The following is a 23,986-nucleotide window of genomic DNA, read 5'->3' as shown; positions in this document are numbered from 1 at the left end:
TGAGGGCGCAAAAAATGAGCTCCATGCCTCAAATTCCTCCGCCAGCATTATCTGGATCAGGTACACGGGTATAATCTCAGCGGTAAACCGCACCCCGTTTGAGAAACGAACCGCATTGTATTAACGTTCTTTTGGGTAGACCAGCACAATTGTGCAATACCCATGAGATGACGCCCACCCAACAGAGGATGTTCGCGTGCTTACCAATACAAAGGAAAGGCGTGCCTTTGCGCGCATGGTCATCAATGCTCCGGTCACCGTCTATCAGCAGCAGCTGGTGCTGGAGGGGATCTGCCGGGATCTCAGTGCCAACGGCATGGGGATTGCGGTCTCTGAACACCAGCTCGACATCAATCAGCCCATCCGGATCAGTCTTGCCACCAACAACAACCTGTTGCCTCCCTTTGAAGCCCATGCCCGTATTATCCGAGTGCTGGAGGAGGAGAGCGGGTTGCTGCTGGCGGTAGAGTTTCTGCCTCAGGGTTAATCCTTTCTCCCCATAGGCAGAGGGAGGGGATTAGCCTTTCTCCTGAACCGGCTGCACACTCAACTGCTTGCTATCGACCAGCGTTTTGCTGGTCGATGCGATTTGGCCAGCAGGCAAGGTGGCGGGACCGGTAGGTTCGAGCAGCAGGTAGTTCTGCCCCTGCCAGTTGAGGGTCACATCCCCCGGCTTGGCGGGCAGGTCAACGGCCAGCAGGGCATGGCCGGGGACGAACACCATGGCCTGTTTCAGCTCCGGAAAGAGCTGAGCCAGCATGGCGGCCATCAGGGTTACCTTGCTGTCGCAGTCCCCCCGGTTCTGCTCCAGCACCTGACGGGGCGGGAGAAAGCCCTTGCCCTGCCTTCCATTCAGGCTGTCGAGCTGCTGATAGGGGATGCTCTGGATAAAGGTGAGCATATGGGCCACGGTTTTCTGGCGCGCTTCCGTTTCGGTGCTGCCCTGCTGCTTGAGTTGATCCGCCAGTGGAGCCAGCCCGCTGCGACTCTCCAGCGCGATGCGCACATGATCCTGCTTCACCGCCAGCTGTCCGTCCGGGGTGTTGAAGTACTGGAAGTAGTGTTTGGTCAGCCACGCCTGCTCCTCTTTGCTCCGCCTGGACTGCAGAAAGGCCATCGCCTCGCGCGCCTTGTCCTGATTGCGGCTTTTCAGATGCAGCTCCAGCGAGGGACGGGCGAGGGTGAACTGCACCTCGGGGTAGTTCTGGCGCACCTCCCGCAGCAACACCTGCAACACCTCCTCCTGCATTCTGGCCGGGCGATAGGCGATAAGGGGCGGCAACTTGCCCTGTTCGAGCCGGTAGGTGAGCTGTTGGGGTTTGCCTTCGCTATCCTGCCAGCCGACGCTGATCTGGCCGAGGCTGTTGTTGAAGCTGGTTTGGCTGGCCCCCGCAGGCAGGGCAAGCAGCAGGGCACAGAGCAGAGGGATAGCCGTCGGTCTCTTCATCATCCTTTCCTGTGGCACGGGCCAGTTCCGGTGGCCCAAATTGGGAAGCGTAGCGGACAGTAAAACAGGGAGCCGAAGCTCCCTGTTGATTCTACTTGTTTTTTTGCAACTGGCGCGTTAAATCCAGCTCGGCTGCTTCGCCTCAAAGGCGCTGATGGCGGCCTCGTGCTGCAGGGTCAGGCCGATGGCATCCAAGCCGTTGAGCAGACAGTAACGGCGGAATTCATCGATCTCGAAACCGAAGCAGAGGCTACCTGCACGTACCTGATTGGCCTCCAGATCCACCTCGATCTCGATGCCCGGCTTGGCGGCCACCAGCTGGAACAGGGTGTCGACCTCCTCCTCCTTCAGACGCACCGGCACCATGCCATTGTTGATGGCGTTGCCGTAGAAAATGTCGGCAAAGCTCGGGGCTATGATGGTCTTGAAGCCGTAGTCGGCCAGCGCCCAGGGGGCGTGCTCGCGACTAGACCCGCAGCCGAAGTTCTCGCGGGCCAGCAGAATGCTGGCACCGGCAAATTGCGGCTGGTTCAGTACAAACTCGGGGTTTGGCTGCTGGCCGGCATCGTCCAGAAAGCGCCAGTCGTGGAACAGGTGCTTGCCAAAACCAATGCGGTTTACTTTTTGCAAAAACTGTTTGGGAATGATGGCGTCGGTGTCGACGTTGGCGCTGTCGAGGGGGACGACGATCCCTTTATGCTGTTTGAATCCTGTCATCGTAATGTCCTCTTACAGTGCGCGAATGTCGGCGAAGCGGCCGGTGACGGCGGCGGCGGCGGCCATGGCCGGGCTCACCAGATGGGTGCGGCCGGCGCGGCCCTGGCGCCCTTCGAAGTTGCGGTTGCTGGTGGAGGCGCAGCGCTCTCCCGGTTGCAGCCGGTCGTTGTTCATCGCCAGACACATGGAGCAGCCCGGCAGGCGCCACTCAAAACCGGCCTCGATGAAGATCTTGTCCAGCCCCTCGGCTTCGGCCTGCGCCTTCACCTGCTCGGAGCCCGGCACCACCAGCGCCTGCACGCCAGCGGCCACCTTGCGACCGCGAGCGATGGCGGCGGCAGCACGCAGATCCTCGATGCGGCTGTTGGTGCACGAGCCGATAAACACCTTGTCGATGGCGACGTCGGAGAGCTTCTGGCCCGGTTGCAAGTCCATGTAGGCGAGCGCCTTGCGGGCGGATTGCTGCTCCATCAGATCGCTGAAGGATTCCGGTGCCGGAATAGGCTCGTTGACGGCAATCACCTGACCCGGGTTGGTACCCCAGGTGACCTGCGGGGCGATATCGGCGGCATCCAGCACTACTTCGGCATCGAAACGGGCACCTTCATCGCTCTTGAGGCTCTGCCAGTAGGTGATGGCCTGCTCCAGTACCTCGCCCTTGGGGGCAAACTCCTTGCCACGGATGTAGTCGATGGTGGTCTGGTCGGGGGCGATCATGCCGGCCTTGGCGCCCAGCTCGATGGCCATGTTGCACACCGTCATCCGCCCTTCCATAGAGAGGCTCGCAATGGCCTCGCCAGCGAATTCCACCACGTAGCCGGTACCACCGGCATGGCCGACCTTGCCGATAATGGCCAGCACCACGTCCTTGGCGCTGATGCCCTCGGCCAGCTTGCCGTTGACCGAAATGCGCATGGTCTTGGCGCGGCCCTGTTTCAGGGTCTGGGTGGCCATCACATGCTCCACCTCGGAAGTGCCGATGCCGAACGCCAGCGAGCCGAAGGCGCCGTGAGTGGCGGTGTGGGAGTCGCCGCAGACGATGGTGGTGCCGGGCAGGGTGATGCCGAGCTCGGGGCCCATCACGTGGACGATCCCCTGATATTTGTGGTTGAGATCGTAGAGGCGAACCCCGAACTCTTTGCAGTTTTCGGCGAGCGTCTCCATCTGGATGCGGGCCATCTCGCCGGAGGCGGCGATGTCCTTGGTGGTGGTGGAGACGTTGTGATCCATGGTGGCCCAGGTCAGGTCCGGGCGGCGCAGCTGGCGATTCATGGCGCGCAGGCCGTCGAATGCCTGCGGGCTGGTCACTTCATGCACCAGATGGCGGTCGATGTAGATGAGGGGGGTCTCCCCTTCCACTTCCCGTACCACGTGGGCGTCGAATACTTTCTGATAGAGGGTCTTGGCCATTGCTTCTCTCTTCCTTGTTCTCTGTTATGCGGCTCAGATCCGGGCGGCGATCTGGCTACCCATCTCGGACGTGCTCTGCACCGGATGGCGGGCGCTGGCCTGATGCAGGTCGGCGGTGAAGTAACCCTCGGCCAGGGCCTGGGCCACGGCCTGCTCGATGGCTTGAGCTGCGGCTTCCTGGCCCAGGCTGTAGCGCAGCATCAGGGCGGCGGAGAGGATCTGGGCAATGGGATTCGCAATACCCTTGCCGGCGATATCCGGAGCCGAACCACCGGCCGGTTCGAACAGGCCGAAACCCGATTCGTTGAGGCTGGCGGAGGGGAGCAGCCCCATGGAACCGGTGATCATGGCGCACTCGTCGGAGAGGATGTCACCGAACAGGTTGGAGCAGAGCAGCACATCGAACTGGGACGGATCCTTGATGAGCTGCATGGTGGCGTTGTCGATATACATATGGCTCAGCGCTACATCCGGATAGGACTTGGCAACTTGCGTCACCACCTCGCGCCACAGAATGGAGGAGGCGAGCACGTTGGCCTTGTCGATGGAGGTGACCTTGCCACGGCGCACACGCGCCGATTCGAACGCTATCTTGGCGATGCGCTCAATCTCGAAGCGATGGTACACCTCGGTGTCGAACGCCTTCTCGTTCGCCCCTTCTCCCTCGCGCCCCTTGGGTTGGCCGAAGTAGATGCCGCCGGTCAGCTCGCGCACACAGGCGATGTCAAAACCGCGATCGGAGATATCGGCGCGCAGCGGGGAGAACTGCTCGAGGCCGGTGTAGATGCGGGCCGGACGCAGGTTGCAGAACAGCTTGAAGTGGGCGCGCAGGGGCAGCAGGGCGCCACGCTCAGGCTGATCGTTGGGGGGCAGATGTTCCCATTTCGGGCCGCCTACCGAGCCAAACAGCACGGCATCGGCCGCTTCACAACCTTTGATGGTGCTTTGCGGCAGCGGGGTACCGTGGTTGTCGATGGCGATGCCGCCTACGTCATGGTGATCATACTCGAAGGCGAGGCCGAACCTGGCCTGCACCTTCTCCAGCACCTTGACGGCTTCGGCCATCACTTCCGGGCCAATGCCGTCACCCGGCAATACTGCGATCCGATAACTGCTCATACACTCTCCATCCTGATATTGTCTTTGAGATCCCTCTGTCCGGTTTCTCCGACGCTGCGCGCGGTTTCCGGTTCAGACGTTCCCCGTCCTGATGTTGTCATTCCATGCCGTCTGTGTGGCTGTGAGTCCTGCTCAGACGGTTTCTGATTTGATGCTGTTATTGCGTTCCATCTGCTCGGCCACCTGATCGGCGCGCCAGATGCTGTTGATCACATGGAGCAGGGCGTGGGCCGAGGATTCGATGATGTCGGTGGCCAGTCCCATGCCGTGGAATTTGCGCCCCTTGTACTCGGCGACGATATCGACCTGACCGAGGGCATCTTCCCCTTCGCCCTTGCTCTTGAGGGCATATTTGTCGATGCGGATCTCATAGCCGGTGATGCGGTTGATGCACTGGTAGACCGCATCCACCGGGCCATTGCCGGTGGCTGCTTCGCAGATCAGATCCTGCCCCACTTTCAATTTGACCGAGGCGGTGGCCAGTACCGAGCTGCCGCTCTGCACCCCGAGGTACTCCAGCTTGAAGTGCTCGGGCTCTTCGTGGATCTGGCTGAAGAAGGCCAGCGCTTCGAGGTCGTAGTCGAACACCTGCCCCTTCTTGTCGGCCAGGGTCAGGAACTTGCCGTAGAGGTGGTCGAGGTCGTAGCTGCTCTCGGCGTAGCCCATGGACTCCATCCGGTGCTTGATAACGTGGCGGCCGGAGCGGGAGGTCATGTTGAGGTTGTTCTGGGTCAGGCCGATGCTCTCGGGAGTGATGATTTCGTAGGTATTTTTCGCCTTGAGCACCCCATCCTGATGGATGCCGGAGCTGTGGGAGAAGGCGTTGGCCCCGACGATCGCCTTGTTGGGCTGCACCGGCATGTTGCAGAGCTGGCTGACCAGCGTGCTGGTGCGATGAATTTCGTTGTGACGGATATTGGTTTGCACCCCGAGCAGGTCGGCGCGGGTTTTGAGGATCATCGCCACCTCTTCCAGCGAGCAGTTGCCCGCCCGTTCACCGATGCCGTTGATGGTGCACTCGATTTGGCGGGCCCCCATCTGCACCGCGCCGATGGAGTTGGCCACCGAGAGTCCCAGATCGTCGTGACAGTGGACCGAGATGATCGCCTTGTCGATGTTGGGTACCCGGTTGAACAGGGTGTGGATGATGCCGGAGAACTCGGTCGGTACCGTGTAGCCCACGGTGTCCGGGATATTGATGGTGCGGGCGCCGGCCTTGATGGCGGCTTCGACCATGCGGCACAGGTTGTCTATCGGGGTGCGGCCGGCATCCTCGCAGGAGAACTCCACATCATCGGTGTAGCGAAGGGCGTGCTTGATGGCGCTGACCCCCATCTCCAGCACATCCTCGAAGCTCTTTTTCAGCTTGCTCTCCACATGAATGGAGGAGGTGGAGATAAAGGTGTGGATGCGGAAGGCCTCGGCGACCTGCAAGGCTTCACCGGCGGCATCGATATCCTTGGGCAGGGCGCGGGCGAGGGCGCAGACCCGGCTGTTCTTGATGTGGCGGGCGATGGTCTGCACCGATTGAAAATCGCCGGGAGAAGAGACCGGGAAGCCCACCTCCATGACGTCGACACCGAGCCGCTCCAGTGCCTGGGCGATCTGCAGCTTCTCCTTGACTGTCAAACTGGCCGCCAGGGCCTGCTCACCATCACGCAAGGTGGTGTCGAATATGATGACCCGATCTGACATGTGACTTCCCTCTTCCTAAGTTCGGTAACGTGCATCCTGCGGCGGCATAAAAAAACCCGTGCAGGGTGCACGGGTTTTTGTAAATTCCGGCTATGCCTTAGCCCGGCTACAAGGATCCCGCGCGAGTTAACGCGATTAGGGAGATTAGTAGTAGCGGGGTGGCGATACGCATGACGTTGTTATTCCTTCCAGTCGATAACGCTTTTACCAATATCGAGATTTTTATGCTGTGTCAACACGGAAGGTCAGGGGCAATCTGCTGACGTATTTAATCGGATTGTAAAGGATTGCAAATTTCCTTGTCCCATATTCGGCCCATGACCGATTATCTGGTCATTCCTGCTGTGCTCTATTCTCTGCACAACCAGATCGACTTATCAGCATTGGCTGAATTATCTGAGGTGTTAAATGGAAAAACGTAGACCTGGTCGTCCGGTCGGACGTTCTGACATTCGTGACAAGTTGCTTGCTGCCGCCCGTGAGCGTTTTCTCAATACTCCCTATAGCAAGGTGACTACACGCGAAATCGCGGAGCTTGCTGGCTCCAATCTGGCAATGATCCACTACTACTTCGGCAGTAAAGAGGGTCTTTACAAAGCGGTGTTGGGCGATGTCGCCGAGCCCCTCGACCATGCCTGGCAAGATGAACACAGCAATCACAGCCTCAACGAGCTGCTCAACACCTACTATCAGGTGATGGCGCCCAACAGCGAGCTGACCTCTGCCATCTCCAGCGCATTGTCAACCGAGAAGAGCCCGGGCCGGGATTTTGTGCTGAACCGCCTGCTGGAACGTCAGCTGCCGCAGTTCGATGCCCTGCTGGAAACCATGAAGTCCAACGGCGAGCTGGGTGACAACCTGGATCCCGACATGCTGAAGATCTCCTTCCTCAGCATGATGTGGCAGCCGTTCGTGATGAAAGATCTCTACGAGCAGGTGTTTGGCCTGAAAGTGGATGAGCACTTCATGGCCCGTCTGGCGGACCACAACTGCCGTCTGATGGAGACCGGTCTGCGCGGCAGCCACTGATTTTGCCGCAACATCGAGATTAAAAAGGGCCATTCGGCCCTTTTTTCATAAATCTGTTATCCCTTGTTCAACGTAACGTCATCCCGCTTTCTTACTCTGCAAGCAGAATTCAGGGAAGGAGGGGATATGAACAAGATCCAGCAATGGGACCTGCAGGTGTGCCGGGTCTGCCTGCTTCACGGCTACAACCGGCAGCAGGCGAGGGTGAGTCGTCTCATTTCCCGCACCGGCGATGGCCCGCTTTACGCTGTGCTGGCCGCCCTGCTCTGGTGGCAGGGGGAGGCAGAGCGGGAGCTGGTGCGACTGGCGCTGCTAGCCTTCGCCATCGAACTGCCCCTCTATCTGCTGCTGAAAAACAGCCTGAAACGGCAACGGCCGGTCGGCTTGCCGGTCTTTATCACTCCTTCCGATCGTTACAGCCTCCCCTCCGGTCACACCGCCGCCGCTTTTCTGATGGCCACCATATTGGCCACCGGCTTTCCGCTCTGGGCGCCCCTGCTGTTTGGCTGGGCGGCGCTGGTGGGGGCATCCCGGTTGTTGCTCGGGGTACACTACCTGAGTGATTTGGTAGCCGGTGCCCTGCTGGGTGGCGGTTGCGCCGTGCTGGCGCTTGGCTGGAGCCACTCATGAGGATACTGTTTGGGGTGCAAGGCACCGGCAACGGTCATATCAGTCGCAGTCGCACCCTGGCGCGGGCGCTGCGCACGGCAGGGGTCGAGGTGGATTATCTCTTTAGCGGCCGCCCCGCCGACCGCTACTTCGACATGGAGGAGTTCGGCGCCTACCGCGCTTTTCCCGGCCTCACTTTTGTCAGTCACGAGGGGCGAGTTTCTCCGTGGCGCACCCTGCAAGCCGCCTCGCCGCTCACCTTCTGGCGGGATCTGCGGTCTCTCGATTGCAGCGAATACGATCTGGTGGTGAGCGATTTTGAGCCGCTAACTGCCCACGCAGCCCGCCGCTATGGCAAGCCGAGCCTCACCGTCAGCCATCAGGCCAGCTTCAACTGGCCCATCCCGCGCTGGGGGGAGGATGGGGTAAGCCGTCAGCTGATGCGCCACTTTGCCCCGGTGGATCAGCCGCTCGGGCTGCACTGGTTTCACTTCGGTCACCCCTTGTTGCCGCCGGTGATCGACCCTATCGCCGCTGCGCCGGATAACGGTGAGATCCTGGTCTATCTGCCGTTCGAGCAGACCGAGGCGATCGCTGCCCTGTTGTCGCGTTTTGGTCAGCAACGCTTCGTCTGCTTTCATCCCGCCATTCGCACCTCGAGCCAATGGCGCAACCTGCGCTTCGAGCCGCCGTCACGGCACGGTTTTATCGCCGTACTGGCCGGTTGTCGCGGCGTCATCTCCAACGCGGGTTTCGAGCTGGCTTCCGAGGCGCTCACCCTCGGCAAGAAGCTGCTGGTCAAACCCCTCGGCGGCCAGTTCGAGCAGCTGACCAATGGCAAGACCCTCGAGATGATGGGGCTGGCGACCCTGATGGATGTGCTCGATGCCAATCTGGTGCGTACCTGGCTCGACAGCGCCTCGCCAGGGGCAGTCTGCTACCCCGATGTGGCGGGGGAGCTGGCCCGCTGGCTGGCGGCGGGCGCTGACGAGAGCGTGGCCTCTCTGTCGCGGCGGCTCTGGGCTCGCACTCTGTTTCCGGAGGAGGTGAGTGATCGCCTGAGCGAGCTGGATGGGGGCGACTGTTTATCCAGTTGCTGGTTATCGCAAGTGAGCGTTGTTGACTAGACTGAAAGGCGATCCCACCAAGGAGAGGATGGAGCAAATGCGCTTTACCAATGAAAACGGCGAAGTCATGAACCTAGCTGACAATCTCACCCTGCACGAGTTGCTCGATATGGGTGTCAGCATCTCGGTCAGTGAAGAGACCGATCCGGATCAGCAGATCTGGTTGGCGGAGCCGGATCAGGAGAACTGAGTCATCATTCGGCATCAAGCCCACTGCGGAGCGGTGGGCTTTTTTGTGGCTGTTTTTCCCCTCTGCGGAATGATCCGCTGGCCATTCCCCGACTTCCTTCCCTTTTGTTTCATGGTCGCTGCGGCAAGTCATTGAATGTTAATAGCCGGTTGAAATGTATGACTGTTCTGGTCAGATAAAGCCGTGGACAAGCGTTATGAAGCGGGTTAAGTTGGTTTTTCACCCTATTTTCGGGTGAATGACGGAAAAATCCTTTTTTTCTACTGTCGACGGGGCTGAATTGGACCGATCTGCATTCAGATAACAACAAGAAACGGATCGGGCTGTGCCGGGAAGCACGGCATCGTCGGCGGGATTCGCTAAACGGAGCAAAGCCTGGAGGGCTTTATCATGGAGATGTTATCAGGCGCCCAGATGGTGGTTAGAGCGCTGGAAGATCAGGGAGTTGAGCACGTCTTCGGCTACCCTGGTGGCTCAGTGCTCGACATCTATGACGCTCTCTTCGAAAACGGCAAGATGGAGCATGTCTTGGTGCGGCACGAGCAAGCCGCGGTTCACATGGCTGACGGTTACGCCCGTTCCACCGGCAAGGTGGGGACTGTGCTGGTAACGTCAGGCCCGGGAGCGACCAACTGCATTACCGGTATTGCCACCGCCTATATGGATTCCATTCCGCTGGTGATCCTCTCCGGCCAGGTGCCGACCAGCATGATCGGTGAGGATGCGTTCCAGGAGACCGACATGATCGGTATCTCCCGCCCGGTGGTGAAGCACAGCTTCCTGTGCAAGAAGGCGAGCGATATCCCTGAGGCCATCAAGAAGGCCTACTACATTGCCGCCAGCGGCCGCCCGGGGCCGGTGGTGGTGGATCTGCCCAAAGATGTGCAGAACCCGAAAGAGAAATTCCCCTACCAGTATCCCGAGACGGTCTCCCTGCGCTCCTACAACCCGACCAAGTCTGGCCATAAAGGGCAGATCAAGCGGGCAGCCAAGCTGCTGGTGGATGCCCAGCGCCCGGTGATGTACGTGGGCGGTGGCGCCATCAACGCCAATGCGGACCATCTGGTGACCAAACTGGCGGAGCTGCTGAACCTGCCGGTGACCACCACCCTGATGGGACTGGGGGCTTTCTCCGGCGTCCATCCGCAATTTATCGGCATGCTGGGGATGCACGGCACCTTCGAAGCCAACAAGACCATGCACAACGCGGATCTCATCTTCGCCGTCGGTGCCCGCTTCGATGACCGCGTCACCAACAACGTGGCCAAGTTCTGCCCCAATGCGACCGTGGTTCATATCGATATCGACCCCACCTCCATCTCCAAGACAGTGCAGGCCCATGTGCCCATCGTCGGCTCGGTGGAAACCGTGCTGGAGCAGATGCTGGAAGTGATCCGCGAGTGTGGCTTCGATAACGACAAGGAGGCGCTGGCGGACTGGTGGAGCCAGATCAACCAGTGGCGCTCCCGTCACTGTCTGGCCTACGAAAAGTCGGCTACCCAGATCAAGCCACAGCAGGTGATCGAGACCCTCTACAAGGTGACTCAGGGTCAGGCGTTCGTTGCCTCCGACGTGGGCCAGCACCAGATGTTTGCTGCCCTCTACTACCCGTTTGCCAAACCGCGCCAGTGGATCAACTCAGGGGGCCTAGGCACCATGGGCTTCGGCATTCCGGCCGCCATGGGGGCCCAGTTTGCTAACCCGGATGCGGTGGTCTGCTGCGTCACCGGCGATGGCTCGGTGCAGATGAACATTCAGGAGCTCTCCACCTGCATGCAGTACGGGGTGCCCATCAAGATCATCTCCATCAACAACCGTGCGCTGGGCATGGTCAAGCAGTGGCAGAAGATGTTCTACGGCGGTCGTCACAGCCACTCCTACATGGAGTCCCTGCCGGACTTCGTCAAACTGGCGGAAGCCTACGGCCACGTCGGTATCGCGGTGAACGATCCGGCCGAGCTGGAGAGCGCCATGGAGAAGGCCTTCGCCATGAAGGATCGGCTGGTGTTCATGGATATCTCGGTCGACCCGGATGAGCACGTCTATCCGATGCAGATCAAGTTTGGTGCCATGGATGAGATGTGGCTGAGCAAGACGGAGAGGACCTGATGAGACACATCATTTCAGTACTGCTGGAGAACGAATCCGGCGCCCTGAGCCGCGTGGTGGGCCTCTTTTCCCAGCGCGGCTACAACATCGAGACCCTGACGGTGGCGCCGACCGAGGATCCCACCCTGTCGCGCATGACTATCGTCACCATGGGTGACGAGCGGGTGCTGGAGCAGATCCAGAAGCAGCTGCACAAGCTGGTGGATGTGCTTAAGGTGTGCGACTTGAGCGAAGGGGAGCATATCGAGCGGGAGATCGCGCTGGTCAAGGCGCGTGCCGCCGGTGGGGCTCGTGACGAGCTGAAACGGCTGGCGGATATCTTCCGTGGCCAGATCGTCGACGTCACCCCCGAGCAGTACACGGTGCAGCTGGTGGGCACCAGCGAGAAGCTGGATGCTTTCATCAAGACCGCAGCCCAGACCAACGAGATCATCGAAGTGGTGCGCTCCGGCGTCTGCGGCATTTCGCGGGCGGACAAGGCGCTGCGGCCCTGATGGCTGGCGGGACAGCTGATGACACGTCAGCTGCCGCAGAGTGAAAGAAAAGAGGGCTCTGCGGAGCCCTCTTTGTTTGGTTTTGCTTTACGAGGGGAGGGATGATGTTCGGTATTCATGATCTTGCACTGTTTATGGTCTCGGGGCTGCTGCTCAACATCATGCCGGGGCCGGACTCCGTGCTGGTCATGCTGCGCAGCGGCTCGCAAGGGTGGCGTGCCGGTTCGGTAGCGACGTTGGGTATCGGCACAGGTGTCATGGTGCATGTGCTGGCGGCGGCCCTCGGTCTGTCGGCCCTGCTCAGTGCCTCGGCCGAGTTGTTTGCCCTTATCAAGCTGGCTGGCGCCATCTACCTCATCTATCTGGGATTCTCCCTGCTGCGCCAGCAGGCAACGGGTGCAATGGAGGGAGGGGCCACCCTGCCCGCCCTCTCCTATGGCCAGATTTACTGGCAGGGAGTGCTGACCAATGTGCTCAACCCCAAGGTGGCGCTCTTTTTTCTCGCCTTCGTGCCCCAGTTCATCGCGCCGGATGCCCCCGACAAGGCGCTCGCCTTTATCCTGCTCGGTTGCATCTTCAATCTGGGCGGTATCATCTGGTGTCACCTGCTGGTCTTTACCACCGTCTATGCCAGCCACAAGGTACGCTTGTCGCAGCGTCTCGGTCGCTGGCTCAACCGGGGCATCGGCTCCCTGTTTGTCGGGCTCGGGATCAAGCTGGCCAGCGACTAGCTCGCCGCTTTCTGACCTGGGGCAGATTATCGTGCGCCGCGCTGTGGTATGGTCGGCGGTTAGTTGCGGGGCTAGCCCCGCTCTCTCTTTTTCAGGTCAGCCCCACTGGCCGCAGCAGCGAGATCCCTTGCCCAGATGAACATCGCCCGGCTCAAGAACTTTACCGAGATTGTGAAGAACAACTTCAACATCTCGGCGACGGCGGAGAAGCTCTATACCTCCCAGCCGACCCTCAGCAAGCAGATGAAGATGCTGGAAGATGAGCTCGGGCTCGCCCTCTTTACCCGCAAGGGGAAAAATTTGGTCGGCTTGACCAGCGCAGGCGAGCAGGTGATGGAGTTGGCCAAGGGGGTAGTGGCGCAGGTGGAGCAGATCAACCAGCTGTCGCTCGGGGAGCAGCTGGCCACCAGCGGGGTGCTGCGTATCGCCACTACCCACACCCAGGCGCGCTACAAGCTGCCAGCGGTGATTACCGAGTTCAGCCGTCGTTATCCCGATGTGGCGATCCAACTTCATCAGGGGGCACCTGCCCAACTGGCCCAGATGGTGCAAAGCGGCGATGTGGATATGGCGATCGCCACCGAGTCCATGTATCTGTTCGACGAGCTGGCCGCCGTCCCCTGTTATCGTTGGGGGCGCAGTGTGGTGGTGCCCCACGGTCATCCGTTGAGCGACTGCCAGCCGCTGTCGATGGCGGATCTGGCCCGCTATCCCCTCATCACCTATGTGTTCGGCTTTACCGGCCGATCCCAGATGGACAAGGCCTTCAGCCGTCACGGCCTCTCGCCGAAAACCGTGCTGACCGCCACCGACACCGACGTGATCAAGCACTACGTCCGGCTCGGCATGGGGGTCGGGGTGATTGCAAGCGCAGCCTTTGACGAGGGGGATAGGGAGGCTCTGGTGAGACTCAACATCGACCACCTGATCGCCTCGAGTGCCACCCACATCTGCCTGCGCAAACATGCCCATTTGCGTGACTACATGTACGACTTTATCCACCTCTACGCCCCCCATATCAGCCGGGAGACGGTACAACTGCACCTTATCAACCAGCCGCCCGCTGCCAATATGGCGGAGTTGCCGTGGCTCTAACCGCGGGTTGTTTGTCGTACACAGAGCAAAAATACAGAGACAAAAAAAGAGAGGCCTTGGCCTCTCTTCTGGTTTTATCGGTATGCGGGATTAAGCGCTGCGGGTCGCCAGATTGATAAAGATCTGGGCTCCGACCAGCAGGCAGTCGTCATCGAGGTAGTAGGGATTCGCATGCAGGTAGTTGCAGATCCCTTTGGCCTGACAGCCGCTGCCGAGGAAGAACATGGCCCCCTTGCGGCCACGGCAGGCGTTGACCATATAGCTGAAGTCTTCGCTGCCGGTCATCGGCTGACCCTGAGCGTTGATCCCCTCGGAGGGCAATACGTCGGCGGCCGCTTGCAGCAGACGGGCGCAGGCATCGGCGTGGTTCTCGACCGCAGGATACCCGGCATAGACCATCTTGGTCTTGAAGCCGCGCAGTTCGCTCTGGGCCACGATCTCCTTGAAGCTGTTCTTCAGGATCTGGTCGGTCTCGGCATCCATGGCACGGATGGTGCCGCGCGCCTGCACATGGTCGGCGATGGCGTTGGGGATGGTGCCGCCGTTGATCATGCCGCAGCCAAACACCGCCGGGCTGAACGGACTGGTGCGCTTGGCGACGATGTAGTCCATGTCCTCGATGATCCGCACCGCTTCGCGGATGGCATCCAGCCCCTTGTGGGGGGTGGAGCCGTGGGCGGAGATACCGTGCACATCCAGTGTCCAGGCGGAGCCCCAGGAGGACATGACACCGTGGTTGAACTTGATGGTGCCGGTCTCCATGGCACCGTCGTTATGGAGGGCATAGACCTCGTCCACCCCCTTCATGCAGCCCAGTTCGACCATCTTCTCGGCGCCCGGCACCCGCATATCCTCTTCCGCCATCTGGAAGATAAAGCGGACGTTGTACTGCAGGCGATCGCGGTTGGCGGCCAGAAACTTGGCTGCGGTCAGGGCGATCGCCATATGGGAGTCGTGACCACAGTTGTGAGCCATTCCCTCGTGGGTTGACTTGAACGCAACGTCGCTCATGTCATGCATCTCGAGGCCATCCATGTCGGCACGGAAGGCGATGGTCGGCAGCACAGGGTCAACCACCAGATCGCCGTGGAAACCGGTGAAGCCCGGGTAGTCGGTGAGACGGTAGCCAAAGCCTGCCATCAGCTCGCGGCAGTAGGCCGAGGTCTTGAACTCGACGCCGGAGGCTTCCGGAATGGTGTGCAGATGGTGGCGCACTTCCTGACTGAAGTCGCGCAGGGCCAGCAGGGCCGGTTCAATGTGGATGTTGTTCATCAGATGATCCCTTGGATGGAGAAACCGAGCTGGGCCACCAGCGAGGCGCCGAAGAAGCAGCAGGTGGAGACGATCATGAAGATCAGGATCACTTTCCAGGACATCTTCTTCAGCTCTTCCAGCTGACCGCCCACCGAGAGACCGGCAAAGGCCAGCAGCGGTACGCAGCAGGAGAGGAAGGAGATCTTGGCGACGGCGTCGATAAAGAGGCCGCGTACCGGGGTCTCCGGCAGGCAGATCAGAATGCCGATGATGGTGGCATAGGCAAACGCCGGCAGGGATGAGGGCAGGTAGCGCTTGGCAATCAGCGAAGCGAACACCACCAGTGACATGGCGATGAAGCTGTCACCCATCAGCCAGAGTGGAGTGCCGGTGGTCAGGGTCTGGGTAAACATAGCCAGCAGGATCGCCAGAAAGACGAACCGCATATCCATTACGATGCTTTTCATGCTTTCTCTCCTTTGGCAGTCAGGGCATAGATTTTTTCAGCGAGCGGAAGACCCAGATAGGTGAGGGACAGCGCCCCGAGGGCAGACGAGAGCAGGTTCGAGGCAGCTGCGATACTCAGCACCTGCTGGGCCAGCGCCTCATCGAGACCGTTGATCAGGGCGCCGGAGGCGGCACTCAGCATGGAGCCTGAGCCCACGCCGGAGCCGGCAGCCAGCGCCAGCGGGTGTAGACCGGTGAGCGGGGCGATACTGCCCAGCACGCTGAACCAGAGGGTGCCGATAACGGAGCCGCACAGGTAGATGGCCAGCACGCCTATGTACTCCTGGGAGCCGGTGCCGAACTTGCCCTGAATTACCGCAACGGACGGCTCACGGCTGATGGAGGAGCAGGCCCCGATGGCGCGACGACCAAAGCCGAACTTCACCGCCAGCGGGATGGCGATCAGGATCGGCAGCAGGTTGCCAATCTCCTGCAGGAACAGCGGCACGCCGACGCTCAGGATCATCTTCAGGTTGGGGATGATCATCCCCGCGTACTGGGTACCCAGGATCAGCAGGCTGAAGCCCACCATCTTGCCGCAGAAGCCCTCTTCTTTCTCTGTGAAGAGCTGCTTCCAGCCGGGGATGCGATCCTTGACCGGTTTAGCGGAGACAATCATGCCGATGATGACGGCAAAGAGCATTGGCAGGATCGGGATGATGGCGATGCCGATCTTGATCTCCTGTTTGCCTATCAGGTACTGGGCCACAAAGATCAGCATGGCGGTTGCCAATATGCTGACCGTGACCGTCTTGAGGGGGCTGGTTTGCTGCATAGTCTTTTCTCTTGTTATTCCCATGTGTGGCCATCGTCAGGATTGTCCAGACCGATGATGGGGGCATCATAGGGAGCGAAGAGGGGCAGGAATGTGACCTTCATCAAGCTGGCCATATGGCATTTTTTCATGGGGTATGCCCTTTAACCCTCTGGATACCAAGGGTTAAATGTCGTTAACAGAACGTCAGCATTGGCAGGACAAGATAAGCAAACATGAGGGAAATGGTGACACCGCCCCGCAGGACGGTGACGCGTATCAGACGGGCGTTTTGAGCCGTGCGCTGCGCAGCAGCAGGGGCAGTTGGTAGAGCACCAGGGCGCCGAGCACCAGTCCGGCTCCGGCCAGTTTGGCGCCGCCGAGGGGTTCGCTATAGAAGAGGGTGCTCAGGATCAGGGTCCAGACCGGTTCCAGCAGCATCATTAGGGCGGCGTGGGCAGTGGTCATCTTGCTCAATGCGTGAGTGAGCAGCCAGTAGCGCAATGTGGTGGCGATCAAGACGCTCGCCGCAAACCAGCCCCAGATGCCGTGGCTGACTCCAGCCTCGGGCCACTGTTCGGTCAGCAGGGAGAGCAGGGTGCCGAGCAGGCCGGTCATCGCCAGCTGGATGCAGGTGAGCCAGGTAGGGGCTATGGATTGGGCGAAGTGGCGATGGACGGCAAGCTGGATGCCGAGAGTGGTGGCCGCCGCCAGAAACCAGAACAGCGAGAGCGACACGCCCCAGTGGGTACTGCTGGAGAGCAGCAACAGGCCCACGATGGCGATGGGTAGGGTGAGCCAGTAGTGGCGGCCAGGCTTGGCCCGAAAGGCTCCCCAGGCGGCCAGCGGGGCCATCAGGGTCGCGACGCTCATGATAAAGGCGCCGCTGCCCAGCGCATCGCTCTGGCTGATGGCAGTGACCCACAGCAGCAGGCTGGCACCGAGTAATGTGCCGCAACCGCTAGCCCGCACCAGTTGGGCGCGAGTCGGCGGCGGTTCACGCAGCCAGGCTAGGGGGAGCAACAGCAGCGCGGCCAGCAGGAAGCGGCTGCCGATAAAGGCGGCAGGGGGCAGTTCGCGGATCGCCTCTTTCGAGAAGAGCCAGCCGGCAGCGGCCAGCAGGGTGACCAGTACCATCAGCAGCAGGGGAGTGCGGTTCATCGGGGTCGCCATGGTGAAATGGATGGGAGAGCATAAAGGAAAGGCGCCAGGTATTGCTACCTGGCGCCTTTCGCATCTGCCTTGAACCGCCGTCGCGGCTCGCGGCCAGCAATCAGTTCATGCCGTAACGCTTGAGCTTCTTGCGCAGGGTGCCACGGTTGATACCCATCATCACGGCAGCGCGAGTCTGGTTACCACGGGTGTACTGCATGATCACGTCCAGCATCGGCGCTTCGACTTCGGAGAGAACCATATCGTACAGATCAATCACTTCCTGACCGTTCAACTGGGCCAGGTAGTTACGCAGGGCCTGTTGCACAGAGTCACGCAGGGGGCGCTGGGTCGGCTCGGCAGCGTGATTGTGAGTAGTTGTTACCAATGCATCAGAAGTCAGGGTTTGTTCGAACATATTCGGTCGGCTCTTTAGTTATCTTGTTAACCTAATCCATCGAAATACGCTTCGAGTGCCTCAAGTTGCGCGTCTGCGCAATCCAGGGCATTGAAGTGCTTACGGAATTCTCGGCCCGTCTCTTCTTCATCCAGATACCAGCCCACGTGTTTACGGGCTATGCGCGCTCCCAGATATGCACCATAAAACCGGTGCAGGTTGGTTACATGCTCGTTCATCAGGGTGCGAACCTCTTCCCTCTCGGGAGGCGGCAGCTTGGTGCCCGTCTCAAGAAAATGACGGATTTCCCGGAAAATCCAGGGTCGTCCTTGCGCAGCTCGGCCGATCATCACGGCGTCGACACCGGTATAGTCGAGGACATACCGGGCTTTCTCCGGGCTGTTGATGTCACCATTGGCGACAACAGGAATCGATACGGCCTGCTTAATCGCCCTGATCGTGTCGTACTCCGCTTCGCCCTTGTAGAGGCAGGCACGGGTACGACCATGCACGGCAAGGGCCGCGATACCGCAATCTTCGGCGATTCGGGCGATCTCCACGCCATTGCGGTTATCCGGATCCCATCCTGTGCGGATCTTCAAGGTGACAGGCACCTCCACTGCATCCACCACGGCCTGGCAAATTGCTTTGACCTGATCGGGGGCTCGCAGCAGGGCAGAACCTGCCAACTTCTTATTCACTTTTTTTGCCGGACATCCCATGTTGATGTCGACGATCTGTGCGCCCTGCTCAACGTTGTAGCGGGCAGCAAACGCCATCATCTCGGGGTCGGCTCCGGCAATCTGGACCGATCGCAATCCGCCTTCTGCAGAGTGATCCATCCTCATCCGGGTTTTCTGGGTATCCCAGACATCCGGGTTGGCCAGCAGCATCTCGGAAACGGCCATGCCAGCCCCCAATCGCAAACAAAGTTCACGGAATGGTCGGTCAGTTACACCGGCCATGGGAGCCACAATCAAGGGAGTTTCAAGCGTGTGGGGACCTATCTGCATTCCACGGTTACCATCGGCTTAGGGCGGCGTATATTACGCATTTTTTAGGCAGGAGAAAAGGTTAGTATTTGAGCGTCAGCCATTTTTTTCTGAAAAAAACGTCGCGCCAAGGCTTGCAAATTCTGGAGTTATTGAAAAACGGCCAGATTGACGGAGAGTGAGCGCTGTACCATTCGGGTCGGACGCCTGCATAATTGTCAGTCCACTTGCAGGCCCGCTTTGCGTTATGATAGCGGGCTTAAATCGAGCAAATGCTCCAAACATTTATGCAACAAAAGCGGATTGGGGATCTATGACGTCAAGGTTCATTAAATCACTCTGGCCGTGTCTGATGGGGGCCGTGCTGGGGTCGGCGCAGGCGCAAACCATCAGTTTCGGCGAAGCCTGGACCCGGGTCATCCAGCAGGATGAAGGGCTGGCTGCCGAGCAGGCCGGGGTCGATCGGGCCAAGCAGCTGCGCGAGGCGGCCAAGGACATGTATCTGCCCAAGGTGGATCTGGGGGCTAGCTATACCCATCTTGATCAGCCGATTGAACTTGATGCCCTCGATCTCAATCCGCTGGCCAAGCAGAAAGATCTGCTCCTGGCACTCGGCAGCCTGTTCGGGGTCGGGGCCAACGCATTTGTCACCCCCCTGACCAAACAGAATGTAGTGACCAGCTCGGTCAAGATGCTCTGGCCGCTGTTTGCCGGTGGTCGCATCGATGCGGCGCAGGATATCCGCCAGGCGCAGGTGAGCGAGGCGCAGCAACTGCTGGTGCTCAAGCAGCAATCGACCTTCGAGAGCCTCTCCCAGACCTATTTCGGCGTGGTGCTGGCTGCTCAGGTGGTGCAGACCAAACAGGAGATCGAAGAGGGGCTGGCCCACCATCTGGATCATGCCAAGAAGCTAGAAGCGCAGGGCCAGATAGCCAGGGTGGAGCGTCTCTCCGCCCAGTCGGCCTATGACAGAGCGCGCATCGATACCCAGAAGGCGCGCCGCAGCCTCGAGATCGCCGAACTGGCCCTCGGCCGCATGCTGAAGTTGCCAGATGCCCAGCCGGGCAGCGGCCTGTTCGTCAACAAGGATCTGCCGCGCCTCGAGGGGTTGGTGAGCCAGACCCTGGAGGTGCACCCCGGTCTCAAGCTGCTCAGCGCCAAGAAGGAGCAGGCCAAGGGGCTGATCCGGGTCGAGCAGGGCAAATATGCCCCCGAGGTGTTCCTGTTCGGCAACTACAACCTCTATGAAGATGATTCACTCGCCTCCAAGACTGCGCCGGACTGGCTGGTGGGGGTGGGGGTCAGCATGCCACTGGTGAGCCGCGATGGCCGCTCCGAGACGGTGCAGGCCGCCAAGAGTGCCGAGTTGCAGGTCAATCTGCTGCAGGCCAAGACCCGTCAGGATCTGGAGTTGCTCGTTGAGAAGACCTGGCGCGAAGCGGCGCAGGGGCTGGAGGAGTATCAATCCCTCTCTTCCACTCAGGCGTTGGCCGAGGAGAACGTGCTGCTGCGGGACAAGGCCTTCGGGCAGGGGCTCTCTACTTCCCTCGATGTGGTGGATGCCCAAAACCAGCTGGCGGGGGTGAAGACTCAGCGCGCGGCGGCGGCCTATCAATATGTGGTGTCGCTGGCCCGCCTGCTGGCGCTCTCCGGCCAGATGAACAGTTTCAATCAATATCAGCATGGTCAGGTGATCGAGGTGAACTCATGATCCCGGCCCTGTCTGTTCCTTTTTTCATGTCTTTTCCGACCGTCAAGGGTCGCCCGTTTGTCGAGGTGAAGTGATGAGCCATCCCCCCATCAAAAAGAAGATGAGCCAGGGTAAACCGCTGTTGTTGCCGCTGGCGCTGGTGATCCTGGTGGTGTGGCTCGGCTGGCGCTTCTGGCTCGCTTATCAGCCCGAGCCGGTGCATCTGCAAGGGCAAATTGAAGCGCAGCAGTATTCGGTCTCCTCCAAGGTGCCGGGTCGCATCGACGAGGTGCTGGTGAAAAAGGGCGATCAGCTGGCCAAGGATCAGCTGGTCTTTACCCTGGCGAGCCCCGAGATCGAAGCCAAGCTGAGCCAGGCCAAGGCCGGTGAGGCCGCTGCGGGCGCCATGGCGCAAGAGGCCGAGAAAGGGGCCCGAGCCCAGCAGATCGCCGCTGCCAAGGATCAGTGGCAAAAAGCCAAGGCTGCCGCCCAGCTGCGTGGCAAGACCTATGAGCGGGTGGCCAGTCTGCACCGCGATGGCGTAATGCCGCTGCAAAAACGCGACGAGGCGTGGACGGCCTGGCAAGCTGCACGCTACAGCGAAGGGATGGCGTGGCAACAGTACCAGATGGCGTTGGAAGGGGCGCGGGAAGAGACCAAGATCGCCGCTCGCGAGAAGGCCAAGATGGCGGCGGGTTCTGTTGCCGAGGTTGAGGCCTATCTGGCCGATACCCGCATCACCAGCCCCCACAATGGTGAAGTGAGTCAGGTGCTGCTGCGCAGCGGCGAGCTGGCGCCACAAGGTTTCCCGGTGGTGACCCTGCTCGACATGAGCGATGCCTGGGCCCAGTTCCACGTTCGCGAGGATCTGCTGCCCCGCTTCCAGGTCGGTACCGAGTTTGATGCCCGCATCCCGGGTCTTGGCGATCAGATGGTGCGCTTCAAGGTGACCCATGTGGCCGTGATGGGGGATTTTGCCACCTGGCGCGCCACCGATACCCGTCAGGGTTTCGATATGAAGAGCTTCCAGGTGGAGGCTCGCCCGCTGCAACCGGTTGAGGGGCTGCGGGTTGGCATGAGTGTGCTGGTTGAACTCTGATGGGACGTGAATTTCGGCTGCTGTGGCAGGATCCGTTCAGCCGTGCCCTGATGAGCTGGGTGCCGCTGCTGCTGATGGGGATCCTCTGCTGGATCTTCTCGGCAGGGCTGGCTCGCGACCTCAAAGTTGGGCTGGTGGATCTCGACCACAGCGTGCTCTCGCGCCAGCTCGCCTTCTCGCTGGATGGCTCAGCCGGGCTCAAGGTGGCGCAACAGTTTGACTCCATCGATGCCGGAGCCCGAGCCCTGCGCGGTGGCGACATCTATGCGCTGGTGGTGATCCCCAACCATCTGGAGCGGGATGCCCGTCAGGGCACCCAGCCACAGGTGACGGTGTTCAACAACGGCCAGTTCATCCTGATCGCCAAGCTTGTCAACTCGGCGCTGGCGCAGGTGGTAGGCACCCTTAACGGTCAGGTCGGCGTGCTGGAGGCGATGGCTGACGGCAAGGCGCTGCCCGGCGCACTCGGGCAGTCGGTGCCCATCAGCAGTCAGGTGACGGCGCTCTATAACCTCAACTCCAGCTACGCCCAGTTTCTGCTGAGTGCCATTCTGCCCGCGGTATGGCAGATTCTGGTGGTGCTGTTTGGCCTCAATGCGCTGGCCCGTACCGATCGGCTGGGGCTGGACTGGACCACTCGCGGTGTCTGGTTTGGTCTCTGGCGCACCCTGCTGCCCCACGTGCTGATTGGCTGGGGCTGGGGGATTGTCTGGACGCTGCTGCTGTTCAAGGGCTTCTCCTACCCCATGCACGGTAGCTGGCTGGTATTGCTGGTGGGGCTGGGGCTCGCCTCGGCCGCCTGCGTCACCATGGGGGCCTTCTTTTACGGCATCATCCGGGATCCGGCGCGCGCCCTGTCGCTGGCGGGGGCTTACACTGCGCCCGGTTTTGCCTTTATGGGGGTCACCTTTCCGGTGAGTGCCATGGGGGATTTCGCCCGCTTCTGGCGCAGCCTGTTGCCGGTCTCTCACTATGTCGAGCTGCAGATTGGTCAGAGCAACTACGGTCTGCCGCTCGCATCCGCCCTGCCGCAACTGGGGGCGCTGCTGCTGTTTCTGCTCCCCTTGCTGCTGGTGGTACGTCGTTACAAGCAGCAGGCCGAGCTGGCCCGTCAATCAGCCGCAGTGGCAGTCGCCGAAAAGGAGCCTGAGTGATGCTGGGATTTGTCGATCTGTTGCGCCTCGAGTTGCGCACCCTGCTGGCGGATCGCGCCATCATGCTCACCCTGTTTGGCGGGGTGTTCTTCTACTCCTTCCTCTACCCCCAACCCTATCTGCATCAACTACCGCGGGAAGAGGCGGTGGTGGTGGTCAATGAAGATGGCAGTCAGCTGTCGCGTCAGCTGGAATTTATGGCCGATGCCACGCCGCAGGTGAAACTGGTAGCGCGGGCCAATTCGCTGGATGAAGCGCGGCAGCTGATGATGACCGGGAAGGCGAGCGGGATCCTGCATATCCCCAACCACTTCTATCGGGATCTGATGCTGGGCAAGAGCGTCACCCTGAGTTATGCCGGTGATGCCTCCTACTTTCTGGTCTACGGTACCATTGCCGAGGGGCTGGCGCAGGCTGGCGGCACTCTCGCCGCGCAGGTGAAGGTGGTGCGGCTGTTGAGCCACGGCGAAGCGCTGCCACAAGCGGCCATGGGCTGGAATGCGGTGGCCCTCAACGTGGTGCCGGTGTTCAATCCCACCATGGGCTACGTCAACTACGTGGTGCCGGCGGTATTTGTGCTGATCCTCCATCAGGTGTTGCTGATGGGGGCGGGGATCCTGGGGGCGACCCAGAACCAGCGCAGTTGTCGCGGCGAGCATGGTTACTGGCAAAGCGCGCCTGTATTGCCGCTACTGCTGGCCAGAACCCTGGTACTGGCTGGGTTGTTCCTGCTGCCGGTGAGCTACTTCCTCGGCTTCTGCTTCGATCACTACAATATCGCTCGTCATGCCGACCCGGTGCAGCTTTGGCTGTTCGCCCTGCCGTTCCTGCTGGCGACCTGCTGGTTTGGCGTGGTGCTGGGGGCGATCTTTACCCGGCGCGATCTGCCAACTCAGGTAGTACTCATCTCCTCCCTGCCGCTGGTCTTTCTGGCGGGCTTTATCTGGCCGCTCGAGCTGATCCCGGCGCTTCTCAACTGGCTCGCTCAGTGGGTGCCCACTATCCCCGCCATCGAGGGTTTTCTGCGCCTCAACCAGATGGGGGCCGACTTTGCGCAGGTCTCCCGCTACTGGTGGCAGCTGTGGGGTCTGGCGCTGCTTTACGGTGTGCTGGCCTGCCTGCTGCTGCGTTGGCGGCAGCCGTCGTTGCCGGTGGCCAGTCAGCCGATCGTACAGAGTGAGACGACTGCCGGTTAAGCGGGATGGCGCAAGCGTC

At 60.5% G+C, this 23,986-nt stretch carries 24 protein-coding genes and 1 riboswitch; of the genes, 13 read left to right on the top strand and 11 right to left on the bottom strand.

Features of this window, described 5'->3' with window-relative positions:
* Positions 1 to 16: 16 nt before the first annotated feature.
* Positions 17 to 107, bottom strand: a riboswitch (TPP riboswitch).
* Positions 108 to 196: 89 nt separating this feature from the next.
* Positions 197 to 487: a PilZ domain-containing protein gene (locus tag ACB040_RS17280; protein WP_005339160.1), complete on the top strand. Its 291-nt coding sequence runs from the start codon at positions 197 to 199 to the stop codon at positions 485 to 487.
* A gap of 30 nt (positions 488 to 517) precedes the next feature.
* On the opposite strand, the gene ACB040_RS17275 is transcribed toward ACB040_RS17280, so the two are convergent.
* From ACB040_RS17275 to leuA, 5 genes are all read right to left on the bottom strand, one after another.
* Entirely contained in the window at positions 518 to 1,447 is a 930-nt protein-coding gene (locus tag ACB040_RS17275) for a hypothetical protein (protein ID WP_069526619.1), read from the bottom strand.
* Between the two features lie 117 nt (positions 1,448 to 1,564).
* Entirely contained in the window at positions 1,565 to 2,164 is a 600-nt protein-coding gene (gene leuD, locus ACB040_RS17270; protein ID WP_338773774.1) for a 3-isopropylmalate dehydratase small subunit, read from the bottom strand.
* Positions 2,165 to 2,176: 12 nt separating this feature from the next.
* Positions 2,177 to 3,574, bottom strand: a complete 1,398-nt coding sequence (leuC, locus tag ACB040_RS17265) for a 3-isopropylmalate dehydratase large subunit (protein ID WP_338773776.1) — start codon at positions 3,572 to 3,574, stop codon at positions 2,177 to 2,179.
* A gap of 33 nt (positions 3,575 to 3,607) precedes the next feature.
* On the bottom strand, positions 3,608 to 4,693 hold the full coding sequence (gene leuB, locus ACB040_RS17260; protein ID WP_338773777.1) for a 3-isopropylmalate dehydrogenase: 1,086 nt from the start codon (positions 4,691 to 4,693) through the stop codon (positions 3,608 to 3,610).
* A 132-nt stretch (positions 4,694 to 4,825) separates the two neighbouring features.
* Positions 4,826 to 6,388, bottom strand: a complete 1,563-nt coding sequence (gene leuA / locus ACB040_RS17255) for a 2-isopropylmalate synthase (RefSeq protein ID WP_323928093.1) — start codon at positions 6,386 to 6,388, stop codon at positions 4,826 to 4,828.
* A 408-nt stretch (positions 6,389 to 6,796) separates the two neighbouring features.
* On the opposite strand from leuA, the gene ACB040_RS17250 reads away from it, so the two are divergent.
* The 8 genes from ACB040_RS17250 (at position 6,797) to ACB040_RS17215 (ending at position 13,772) form a co-directional block, all read left to right on the top strand.
* Positions 6,797 to 7,417, top strand: coding sequence for a TetR/AcrR family transcriptional regulator (locus tag ACB040_RS17250; RefSeq protein ID WP_005349170.1), 621 nt, complete (start codon positions 6,797 to 6,799; stop codon positions 7,415 to 7,417).
* Between the two features lie 126 nt (positions 7,418 to 7,543).
* A complete protein-coding gene (locus ACB040_RS17245) occupies positions 7,544 to 8,047 on the top strand; it encodes a phosphatase PAP2 family protein (protein WP_005339149.1) in 504 nt (167 codons plus the stop codon).
* A complete protein-coding gene (locus ACB040_RS17240) occupies positions 8,044 to 9,153 on the top strand; it encodes an MJ1255/VC2487 family glycosyltransferase (RefSeq protein WP_139732814.1) in 1,110 nt (369 codons plus the stop codon). The genes ACB040_RS17245 and ACB040_RS17240 overlap by 4 nt, the downstream gene beginning before the upstream one ends.
* 37 nt (positions 9,154 to 9,190) lie before the next feature.
* Positions 9,191 to 9,343, top strand: coding sequence for a hypothetical protein (locus ACB040_RS17235; protein WP_005339147.1), 153 nt, complete (start codon positions 9,191 to 9,193; stop codon positions 9,341 to 9,343).
* 390 nt (positions 9,344 to 9,733) lie between these two features.
* Positions 9,734 to 11,452 (top strand): acetolactate synthase 3 large subunit, encoded by a 1,719-nt coding sequence (locus tag ACB040_RS17230; RefSeq protein WP_371155757.1) that lies wholly within the window; start codon positions 9,734 to 9,736, stop codon positions 11,450 to 11,452.
* A complete protein-coding gene (gene ilvN, locus ACB040_RS17225) occupies positions 11,452 to 11,946 on the top strand; it encodes an acetolactate synthase small subunit (RefSeq protein WP_005311605.1) in 495 nt (164 codons plus the stop codon). Before ACB040_RS17230 ends, ilvN begins: the two co-directional genes overlap by 1 nt.
* Positions 11,947 to 12,050: 104 nt before the next feature.
* Positions 12,051 to 12,677, top strand: coding sequence for a LysE family translocator (locus tag ACB040_RS17220; protein ID WP_335818260.1), 627 nt, complete (start codon positions 12,051 to 12,053; stop codon positions 12,675 to 12,677).
* Positions 12,678 to 12,812: 135 nt separating this feature from the next.
* Positions 12,813 to 13,772: a LysR substrate-binding domain-containing protein gene (locus ACB040_RS17215; RefSeq protein WP_371155754.1), complete on the top strand. Its 960-nt coding sequence runs from the start codon at positions 12,813 to 12,815 to the stop codon at positions 13,770 to 13,772.
* Between the two features lie 90 nt (positions 13,773 to 13,862).
* Here the strand turns inward: ACB040_RS17215 and ACB040_RS17210 are convergent, their stop codons facing one another.
* The 6 genes from ACB040_RS17210 to dusB all read right to left on the bottom strand — a co-directional run bounded on the left by ACB040_RS17210 (position 13,863) and on the right by dusB (position 18,849).
* A complete protein-coding gene (locus tag ACB040_RS17210; RefSeq protein ID WP_005341171.1) occupies positions 13,863 to 15,044 on the bottom strand; it encodes a M20 family metallopeptidase in 1,182 nt (393 codons plus the stop codon).
* Positions 15,044 to 15,493: a hypothetical protein gene (locus ACB040_RS17205; protein ID WP_033114935.1), complete on the bottom strand. Its 450-nt coding sequence runs from the start codon at positions 15,491 to 15,493 to the stop codon at positions 15,044 to 15,046. Before ACB040_RS17205 ends, ACB040_RS17210 begins: the two co-directional genes overlap by 1 nt.
* Positions 15,490 to 16,308, bottom strand: a complete 819-nt coding sequence (locus ACB040_RS17200; RefSeq protein WP_005339140.1) for a DUF3100 domain-containing protein — start codon at positions 16,306 to 16,308, stop codon at positions 15,490 to 15,492. Before ACB040_RS17200 ends, ACB040_RS17205 begins: the two co-directional genes overlap by 4 nt.
* 258 nt (positions 16,309 to 16,566) lie before the next feature.
* Positions 16,567 to 17,448 carry a DMT family transporter gene (locus tag ACB040_RS17195; RefSeq protein WP_371155751.1) on the bottom strand — a complete coding sequence of 294 codons (882 nt, stop codon included), beginning with the start codon at positions 17,446 to 17,448 and terminating at the stop codon, positions 16,567 to 16,569.
* 112 nt (positions 17,449 to 17,560) lie between these two features.
* Positions 17,561 to 17,857, bottom strand: a complete 297-nt coding sequence (gene fis / locus ACB040_RS17190; RefSeq protein ID WP_005309538.1) for a DNA-binding transcriptional regulator Fis — start codon at positions 17,855 to 17,857, stop codon at positions 17,561 to 17,563.
* Between the two features lie 26 nt (positions 17,858 to 17,883).
* Positions 17,884 to 18,849 (bottom strand): tRNA dihydrouridine synthase DusB, encoded by a 966-nt coding sequence (gene dusB / locus ACB040_RS17185; RefSeq protein WP_040064999.1) that lies wholly within the window; start codon positions 18,847 to 18,849, stop codon positions 17,884 to 17,886.
* 292 nt (positions 18,850 to 19,141) lie between these two features.
* Here dusB and ACB040_RS17180 point away from each other — a divergent pair, with 292 nt between their 5' ends.
* The 4 genes from ACB040_RS17180 to ACB040_RS17165 all read left to right on the top strand — a co-directional run bounded on the left by ACB040_RS17180 (position 19,142) and on the right by ACB040_RS17165 (position 23,967).
* On the top strand, positions 19,142 to 20,539 hold the full coding sequence (locus ACB040_RS17180; RefSeq protein WP_371155749.1) for a TolC family protein: 1,398 nt from the start codon (positions 19,142 to 19,144) through the stop codon (positions 20,537 to 20,539).
* 73 nt (positions 20,540 to 20,612) lie between these two features.
* Positions 20,613 to 21,617: an HlyD family secretion protein gene (locus tag ACB040_RS17175; protein WP_371155747.1), complete on the top strand. Its 1,005-nt coding sequence runs from the start codon at positions 20,613 to 20,615 to the stop codon at positions 21,615 to 21,617.
* The gene (locus tag ACB040_RS17170) at positions 21,617 to 22,771 is read left to right on the top strand and encodes an ABC transporter permease (RefSeq protein ID WP_201994584.1); all 1,155 of its coding nucleotides are present in this window, start codon (positions 21,617 to 21,619) and stop codon (positions 22,769 to 22,771) included. The genes ACB040_RS17175 and ACB040_RS17170 overlap by 1 nt, the downstream gene beginning before the upstream one ends.
* The gene (locus ACB040_RS17165; protein ID WP_338773795.1) at positions 22,771 to 23,967 is read left to right on the top strand and encodes an ABC transporter permease; all 1,197 of its coding nucleotides are present in this window, start codon (positions 22,771 to 22,773) and stop codon (positions 23,965 to 23,967) included. The genes ACB040_RS17170 and ACB040_RS17165 overlap by 1 nt, the downstream gene beginning before the upstream one ends.
* Positions 23,968 to 23,986: the final 19 nt, after the last annotated feature.

It is taken from the genome of Aeromonas sp. S11(2024) (genome assembly GCF_041402345.1).
Taxonomy (GTDB): domain Bacteria; phylum Pseudomonadota; class Gammaproteobacteria; order Enterobacterales; family Aeromonadaceae; genus Aeromonas; species Aeromonas veronii.
Note: the sequence above shows the minus strand (reverse complement) of the source record. Positions and strands in the feature narration are given on the sequence as shown.

What these genes read in the sequence shown, in the direction of transcription:
- ACB040_RS17275 (WP_069526619.1), bottom strand. Translation starts at nt 1,447, where the DNA reads ATGAAGAGACCGACGGCTATCCCTCTGCTCTGTGCCCTGCTGCTTGCC.
- leuD (WP_338773774.1), bottom strand. Translation starts at nt 2,164, where the DNA reads ATGACAGGATTCAAACAGCATAAAGGGATCGTCGTCCCCCTCGACAGC.
- leuC (WP_338773776.1), bottom strand. Translation starts at nt 3,574, where the DNA reads ATGGCCAAGACCCTCTATCAGAAAGTATTCGACGCCCACGTGGTACGG.
- leuB (WP_338773777.1), bottom strand. Translation starts at nt 4,693, where the DNA reads ATGAGCAGTTATCGGATCGCAGTATTGCCGGGTGACGGCATTGGCCCG.
- leuA (WP_323928093.1), bottom strand. Translation starts at nt 6,388, where the DNA reads ATGTCAGATCGGGTCATCATATTCGACACCACCTTGCGTGATGGTGAG.
- ACB040_RS17250 (WP_005349170.1), top strand. Translation starts at nt 6,797, where the DNA reads ATGGAAAAACGTAGACCTGGTCGTCCGGTCGGACGTTCTGACATTCGT.
- ACB040_RS17245 (WP_005339149.1), top strand. Translation starts at nt 7,544, where the DNA reads ATGAACAAGATCCAGCAATGGGACCTGCAGGTGTGCCGGGTCTGCCTG.
- ACB040_RS17240 (WP_139732814.1), top strand. Translation starts at nt 8,044, where the DNA reads ATGAGGATACTGTTTGGGGTGCAAGGCACCGGCAACGGTCATATCAGT.
- ACB040_RS17235 (WP_005339147.1), top strand. Translation starts at nt 9,191, where the DNA reads ATGCGCTTTACCAATGAAAACGGCGAAGTCATGAACCTAGCTGACAAT.
- ACB040_RS17230 (WP_371155757.1), top strand. Translation starts at nt 9,734, where the DNA reads ATGGAGATGTTATCAGGCGCCCAGATGGTGGTTAGAGCGCTGGAAGAT.
- ilvN (WP_005311605.1), top strand. Translation starts at nt 11,452, where the DNA reads ATGAGACACATCATTTCAGTACTGCTGGAGAACGAATCCGGCGCCCTG.
- ACB040_RS17220 (WP_335818260.1), top strand. Translation starts at nt 12,051, where the DNA reads ATGTTCGGTATTCATGATCTTGCACTGTTTATGGTCTCGGGGCTGCTG.
- ACB040_RS17215 (WP_371155754.1), top strand. Translation starts at nt 12,813, where the DNA reads ATGAACATCGCCCGGCTCAAGAACTTTACCGAGATTGTGAAGAACAAC.
- ACB040_RS17210 (WP_005341171.1), bottom strand. Translation starts at nt 15,044, where the DNA reads ATGAACAACATCCACATTGAACCGGCCCTGCTGGCCCTGCGCGACTTC.
- ACB040_RS17205 (WP_033114935.1), bottom strand. Translation starts at nt 15,493, where the DNA reads ATGAAAAGCATCGTAATGGATATGCGGTTCGTCTTTCTGGCGATCCTG.
- ACB040_RS17200 (WP_005339140.1), bottom strand. Translation starts at nt 16,308, where the DNA reads ATGCAGCAAACCAGCCCCCTCAAGACGGTCACGGTCAGCATATTGGCA.
- ACB040_RS17195 (WP_371155751.1), bottom strand. Translation starts at nt 17,448, where the DNA reads ATGAACCGCACTCCCCTGCTGCTGATGGTACTGGTCACCCTGCTGGCC.
- fis (WP_005309538.1), bottom strand. Translation starts at nt 17,857, where the DNA reads ATGTTCGAACAAACCCTGACTTCTGATGCATTGGTAACAACTACTCAC.
- dusB (WP_040064999.1), bottom strand. Translation starts at nt 18,849, where the DNA reads ATGCAGATAGGTCCCCACACGCTTGAAACTCCCTTGATTGTGGCTCCC.
- ACB040_RS17180 (WP_371155749.1), top strand. Translation starts at nt 19,142, where the DNA reads ATGACGTCAAGGTTCATTAAATCACTCTGGCCGTGTCTGATGGGGGCC.
- ACB040_RS17175 (WP_371155747.1), top strand. Translation starts at nt 20,613, where the DNA reads ATGAGCCATCCCCCCATCAAAAAGAAGATGAGCCAGGGTAAACCGCTG.
- ACB040_RS17170 (WP_201994584.1), top strand. Translation starts at nt 21,617, where the DNA reads ATGGGACGTGAATTTCGGCTGCTGTGGCAGGATCCGTTCAGCCGTGCC.
- ACB040_RS17165 (WP_338773795.1), top strand. Translation starts at nt 22,771, where the DNA reads ATGCTGGGATTTGTCGATCTGTTGCGCCTCGAGTTGCGCACCCTGCTG.